Origin of the sequence: Streptomyces sp. NPDC056296 (assembly GCF_042268605.1) — a bacterium.
Lineage (GTDB): Bacteria > Actinomycetota > Actinomycetes > Streptomycetales > Streptomycetaceae > Streptomyces.
In genome coordinates, this window is record NZ_JBHJRX010000042.1 from 79,833 (window position 1) to 86,226 (window position 6,394).

General features: G+C 69.8%; 4 protein-coding genes and 1 pseudogene. 4 read left to right on the top strand and 1 reads right to left on the bottom strand.

Annotation, left to right across the window (positions count from 1 at the left end; translation table 11 throughout):
* From ACFCZF_RS28060 to ACFCZF_RS28075, 4 genes are all read left to right on the top strand, one after another.
* A complete protein-coding gene (locus ACFCZF_RS28060) occupies nt 1-891 on the top strand; it encodes a cyclase family protein (protein ID WP_376673988.1) in 891 nt (296 codons plus the stop codon).
* A 95-nt stretch (nt 892-986) separates the two neighbouring features.
* A complete protein-coding gene (locus ACFCZF_RS28065; RefSeq protein ID WP_376673989.1) occupies nt 987-2,420 on the top strand; it encodes an aldehyde dehydrogenase family protein in 1,434 nt (477 codons plus the stop codon).
* A gap of 80 nt (nt 2,421-2,500) precedes the next feature.
* On the top strand, nt 2,501-3,427 hold the full coding sequence (locus ACFCZF_RS28070) for an amidohydrolase family protein (protein WP_376673990.1): 927 nt from the start codon (nt 2,501-2,503) through the stop codon (nt 3,425-3,427).
* Between the two features lie 2 nt (nt 3,428-3,429).
* Nucleotides 3,430-5,658 carry an FUSC family protein gene (locus ACFCZF_RS28075; RefSeq protein WP_376673991.1) on the top strand — a complete coding sequence of 743 codons (2,229 nt, stop codon included), beginning with the start codon at nt 3,430-3,432 and terminating at the stop codon, nt 5,656-5,658.
* Nucleotides 5,659-6,007: 349 nt separating this feature from the next.
* On the opposite strand, the pseudogene ACFCZF_RS28080 reads toward ACFCZF_RS28075, so the two are convergent.
* Nucleotides 6,008-6,283: pseudogene (locus ACFCZF_RS28080) on the bottom strand (integrase core domain-containing protein); the annotation flags it as partial.
* Nucleotides 6,284-6,394 lie beyond the last annotated feature (111 nt).

Here is a 6,394-nt window from a genome sequence, read left to right on the forward strand (position 1 = left end):
ATGACTACTCAGGAACAGCAGGCATCGAAGGATCTCCCGACGAACGTCGGCCGGTGGGGTGACGACGACGAGCGCGGGACACTGAACCTCGTCACCGACCAGGTACGGGCCAGGGCCGTCCAGGAGGCGCGGACGGGGCGGACCGTCTCTCTCGCCTACCCGCTGCGGCCGACACCGCTGATCGCCGGCCCCACGCCCCCCATGGGAGGGTCCGTCGCCGTGCAGCAGGCCATGCTCTTCACGGGATCGCCCTCGATCGCGATGGCCGAGCTTCTGATCACGACGACGCACCACCCGCAGGTCACGCACATCGACGCGCTGACCCACACCATCGTCGACGGAAACGTCTACCCCGACGCTCCGCTGGCCTCGCGGGCCAACCCGGCCGGGGTCTCCCGCGGCTCCACGTCGATCTTTTCCGAGGGCGTGGTGACCCGCGGTGTGCTCCTGGACCTCGCCCCCGACGGCCCGCTCCCCGTACACCACGGTGTCACGGCCGCGGACCTGGACGCGGCGGCGCGGCGTGGCGGCGCCGAGGTGCTGCCGGGCGACGCGATCGTCGTGCACGGCGGGTGGGACAGCTCGCAGGACACCGGCGGTGAGTTCCCGGGGATGACCGTGGACGCCGTGGCCTGGATGCACCGCCATGACGTGTCCGTCTACCTCGGCGACATCCGGGACGCGCGGCCCACGCAGGACGAGGGCATTCCTTCCCCACTGCACCGCGTGGGCATCGCCCGCCTGGGCATGCCGCTGGTCGACAGTGCCAACCCCACCGAGCTCGTCACCGCCTGCCGCGAGGAAGGCCGTAACAGCTTCATGCTCGTGATCGCCCCCCAGCGGCTCGACGGCGCAACGGGCCTGCCGGTCAACCCGATCGCGATCTTCTGACCGGTACAGCACCCAACCACGCCGACAAGGACGAGCCCGGCTCGTCCCGGCGCGGCAGAGCGTGACCCAGAAAGCAGAGAGGACACGTGTCCTAGATGAGCACCCAGCTTGACCACGACGACCTGTACATCGGCGGAGAATTCGTCGAGGCGGCGTCCCGGGAGCGCTTCACCGCGATCAACCCAGCCACCGAAGAGGCCGTCGGCAGCATCCCCGAGAGCAACGCCGAAGACGTCGACCGCGCCGCGAAGGCCGCCCGTGCCGCCTTCTCCACCTGGAGCCAGACCAGCGGTGCCGAGCGCGGGGACGTGCTGACCAGGATCGCCGACGCGTTCGCCGAGCGCGCTCAGGAGATCGCGGCGCTCGTCGCACGCCAGAACGGCGCACCGCACTGGTGGGTCACTCAGAACATCAGGATCACCGAGGCGATCTACCGCAACGGCGCCAAGAATGCGGCGAAGATCGTCGCCGAGGAGGTACTGCCCGGCGGTGAGAACGGCACCGTAGTACGCAAAGAGCCGCTCGGCGTCGTCGCCGCGATCGCTCCGTGGAACTCACCCCAGGCGCTGCTGTCGATGAAGGTCGCCGCCGCGCTCGCCGCGGGCTGCACCCTGGTCATCAAGCCGTCGCCGGAGACGTCCCTGGACAGCTACCTGCTCGCCGAGGTCTGCCGGGAAGCCGGTGTGCCGGCCGGCGTCGTCAACATCATCACCGGCGGCGCCGAGACCGGCGCCGCTCTCGTCGCTCACCCCGAGATCGACAAGGTCTCCTTCACCGGCTCCACCGCTGCGGGCCGCGCGATCGCGATCTCCTGCGCGGAGAACTTCAAGGCCCTCACCGCAGAGCTGGGCGGCAAGTCCGCCGCGGTGCTGCTGGACGACGCCGACATCGAGACCTTCACCGCCTCGATCGCCTGGCGCTGCCTGCCCTTCTCGGGCCAGGTCTGCCACGCCATCACCCGGGTGATCGTCCCACGCTCGCGCCACGACGAAATCGTCGAGGCCATCAAGACGACGCTCACCGCGCTGCCGTACGGCGACCCGTCCGACCCCGAGACCCTGCTCGGCCCGCTCGCCACCGCGGCCCAGCGGGCCCGCGTGGAGGAGTACATCCGGATCGGCCTGGAGGAGGGCGCCACCCTCGCCCTGGGCGGTGGCCGGCCCGCGGACTTCGAGAAGGGCTACTACGTCGAGCCGACCATCTTCACCGACGTCGACCCCTCCATGCGGATCTTCACCGAGGAAATCTTCGGCCCGGTGCTCACCGTCGTGGCCTACGACACCGAGGACGAGGCGGTGGCCCTGCACGACGCGACGGACTTCGGCCTCAGCGGCAGCGTGTTCAGCACCGACATCGCGCACGCGACAGCGTTCGCCCGCCGCCTCGGGACCGGCGAGGTCCTCATCAACGGCAAACACGGCGCGCCCAACGTCGACCTCGTGCGCAGCTTCTACAAGCACAGCTCGATCGGGGGCGGCATGGACCTGGTCCCCGGCTACCAGCTCACCAAGTCGATCCCTCGCGGCTGACCCCGCATCACTCGAAGGGGCGGGACCGGTGGCCATGCCGGCCCGCCCCTTGTTATGCAACCCCGAAGACAAGGACCACCGTGACGATCACCGGCAAGATCGACATCCACCAGCACGTCCTGCCGCCGTTCTGGGCCGACCACCTCAAGCGGCACCCGAGCCCCCACCGCCTCCCCGAGTGGTCGCCCGAGAGCGCCCTCGCGAGCATGGACGCCCAGGGCATCGCGAAGGGGTACCTGTCGCTCAGCGTGCCGGGCGTCCAGCCCTGGCCCGTCGAGGAGCGCGCCGACGCCGCGCGCCGTGTCAACACCTACACCGCCGAGCTGGTCGACCGTTTCCCCGGCCGCTTCGGAAACCTTGCGACGCTGCCGCTGCCCGACATCGGGGCGGCGCTCGCCGAGACCGCCTACGCGCTGGACACCCTCGGCGCGGACGGCGTCGTCCTCTTCACCGCCTACGGGGACGCCTACCTCGGCGCCGCCCGCTTCGAGCCGCTGTGGGACGAGCTGGACCGGCGCGAGGCCGTCGTCCTGATCCACCCCGACAGCCCGGCGCTGCCGTCCATCGAGGGCATCCCGGCCTCGCTCGTCGACTTCCCGTTCGCCACCACCCGCACCGCTGTCGACATGGTCTTCAAGGGCGTGATGGACCGGCACCCGAAACTCCGGGTGGTCCTCTCGCACGCGGGCGGGTTCCTCCCCTACGCCGCGGACCGCTTCGCCTTGGGCGGCTCGACGCTGCCCGGAGCACCGGACCGCGAGAGCCTGATGGCCGCGTTCCGGCGCTTCTACCTCGACACCGCGCTCTCAACCAGCCCCCTCGTCATCCCCTCGCTGACGGCCTTCGCCGACCCGGGGCACATCGTCTTCGGCAGCGACTTCCCGTACGCGGCGGGCATGGCAGAGGAGTTCACCGCCGCACTCGACGGCAGCACGCTGCTGACCGCCGCCCAGCTCACCGCCATCACCCACGAGAACGCCGACGCCATCCTCTCGGGCAGCGCGTGAGGATGACGCGCAACCGCAAGCACCCGGCCCACGCCCCGCAGGGCACAGGGCACCGGGCACGCCGGACACTCCACCGCCTCGCGGCCTCGGACCCGGGGCCGGCCCGACTCCACATCGCCTCGCGCACGGTGATCGGCCTCGCCGTCACCCTCGGCGTACTGTCGCTGGTGGACACCCTCGCCGGCCAGCCGCTGACGGTCACCATCGTCGGCATGGTCGCGACGATGGTTGGCTCCATCGCGATCAACGAACCGCGGGGGCGAGAACGGCTGATCACCGGGGCCGCGACGATCGTGACGAACGCGGCAGCCGCGATCCTGGGTATCCTCGTGTCGCCGTATCTCGTCGCCTCCGACGTGCTGTTCATCGCGATCGCCGCCGTCGGCACCGCCTGCCAGACGCGTTGGCCACGCGCGATCGGCCTCACCCTGTCGGCCTTCATGACCAGCTTCTTCGCCGTCTTCCTCGGTTTCGAGTTGTCCCAGCTCGGCTGGGTCGTCCTGTCGCTCGCCGTTGGCACGGCGATCGCCGTCGCGATGACCTTCACCATGCCCGTCCGCAACGACCGTCGGCGACGGCGCAGCGAACGCGTACTGCGTGCCAGGCTCAGACTGCTGCTCGCGGTGGTGCGCTCGGGGCTGGAGGAGCCCGCGGCCGACAGCCGCCACCGGCAGCGGATCTGGGACCGTATGGACCCAGTCGCCGAGACCGCCCTCAGTATCGAAGGGCTCCTTGACGCGGACTCCGAGCGGCGGGGGACGGAGGCGTTCGACGTAGAGCTGGCCGCGGGCAATCTCGCGTACGCATGGTCACGGGCGGCTTCCGTTCCCACCCCGGAGGCCGGGGCGCGGTCCGACGAGCAGGCCCGTGGTGATCTCATGGCAGCCCTGGACGCGCTCGACGCCGGACTGGGTCCGAAGGGCGTGCACTCCGTGCTTCCAACGGTCGAGGAACTGTCCGGACGGGTCAGCTCGTCCGGCGCGGACGAGCGATTCCAGATCGTGGCGACGGCGCTCATCGATCTCGCCCGGGCGGCTGCCTGGACCGATGACTCCGACCAGTCGCCCGGGGGCGTGCGGACCGCACCCGATCGTGGGAAGATCGTGCCCGCGATCCCCCGGACGGAGGTCCCCGAGCAGACCGAGGACGCCCGGACCACGCCCGCCGCCGACGCCCCGGAGCCCGCTTCCGCCCCGGGCGGCCTGTCGTTCGGCACCCGCCGCACAATCCAGGTCACCACAGCGATGATCGTCGCCGTGGTCGCCGGCGAGCTGATCTCACCGGACCGCTGGTACTGGGCCCTTGTCGCGGCGTTCGCCATCTTCGGGCCCACCGTCACACGAGGCGAGACCCTGGTACGCGGCTGGACCCGGATCGTCGGAACGGTCTTCGGCGCGGTCGCCGGGACATACCTCGCGGAACTCGTGGCAGGCGACGTCTTCTGGTCGACCGTACTGATCTTCGCGGTGATCTTCTTCGCGTTCTACCTGATGCAGGTCTCCTACGCCCTGATGATGACCGGCATCACGATGATGCTCGCGCTGCTCTACGGAGTGCTCGGGACGTTCAGCCCCGAGGTCCTGGGGACCAGGATCCTGCTCACCGCCGTGGGTGCGGTCATCGGCGTCGCCGCCGCGCTGGTGGTCCTTCCTGTCCGCACGCACGACACCGTGCGCGAGAAGGTGCAGTCCTACCTCAGGTCACTCGACGATGTCGTCGCCGCGGCCGCCCGTCGGGTCATGAACCCCGACGAGGCGGACCTCACCGCACGGGTCCGGGAGCTCGACCGTGCGCTGGCGGCCGTCCGCGCAGGCGTGAAGCCACTAGAGGGAGGGCCCTTCACGCCAGGGTTTCGACGGGCGGGAACCCGCCGCACCCTAGGGCTGCTGCGCTACGCAACGCACAACGCCCAAGGCCTCGCCCGGGTTGCCCGGCCGACATCGGACGCCGACACGACTGAGGCGATCGCCCGCGCGGCGGACCACGTGCGGGGCAACATCACGCACCTGAGCGCGACCCTCGACCGAGTGCCCGTACGAGCGCTGACGGAGAGCGACGACGCCGTCGTGACGCTGCGGAGCGACATCCCTCCCAAGCAGGAGGATCACACGGTACTGGCGCGCTGCCTGCACAAGATCGACCTGGCCGTCGTCCAACTCTGCACAGACCTCACCGGCCGCACGACCGCCATCCATAGGGCCACTGGTGAAGGCAGACAGTCGGACAGGTAGCCAGGAGACGAGCGGTGAAGCCCTGGACTACCCGCCGAGTACGCCCGCCACTCCGCGGCTGCCCAGTAGCGGGCCAGGCGCAGGGGGAACAGGCAGTCAGATGTTCAGCGGCAGCATGGGAGGGCTGACTGATGAATGAGAAGGCAGCCAGATCGCTGGGCTGGCCGGACGCCCAGTGTCGACGAGTTGGACGGTGGTGCGATCTGGGCCGCCGCCCATTGTCGGCGTCGGGTGACCGTGACCCACTTTGGCCGGTTGAAATGCGACCCGGTGGTGTCGGTTCAGTCGTTGTCTCTGTCGGTGGGGACGCGTCCGAGTGAGGTTAATCCCCGGGAGTGGACACCGGGTTTCATGCGGCGAGTGACAGCGTAGTGGATGTGATCAGCTGCTGTTCGAATTCGATCGGTGTGAGGTAGCCGAGGGCGGAGTGACGTCGGCGCCGGTTGTAGTAGGCGAGCCAGCGGAAGAGCTCGAGCCGGGTCTGGGCCTTCGATGTGAAGCGCCGTTCGTGGAGCAACTCCCGCTTCAGGCCCTGGAAGAAGGACTCGGCCAGGGCATTGTCGTAGCTCGATCCGACGCGTCCCATGCTGCGGCGGATGCCGTGACGGCGACAGGCATCGGCGAAGGCCCGGCTCACGTATTGGGCGAGTTCAACCAGTCGTTGCAACACCGGGCTGTTGTAGCGAGCGTAGCTGCTCTTCGAAGACCTCGGCGGGTGTCCGCCAGCCGAGGGTCT

Excerpts from the sequence above, each read along its gene's own strand:
- ACFCZF_RS28060 (WP_376673988.1), top strand. The coding sequence starts at position 1 with ATGACTACTCAGGAACAGCAGGCATCGAAGGATCTCCCGACGAACGTC.
- ACFCZF_RS28065 (WP_376673989.1), top strand. The coding sequence starts at position 987 with ATGAGCACCCAGCTTGACCACGACGACCTGTACATCGGCGGAGAATTC.
- ACFCZF_RS28075 (WP_376673991.1), top strand. The coding sequence starts at position 3,430 with ATGACGCGCAACCGCAAGCACCCGGCCCACGCCCCGCAGGGCACAGGG.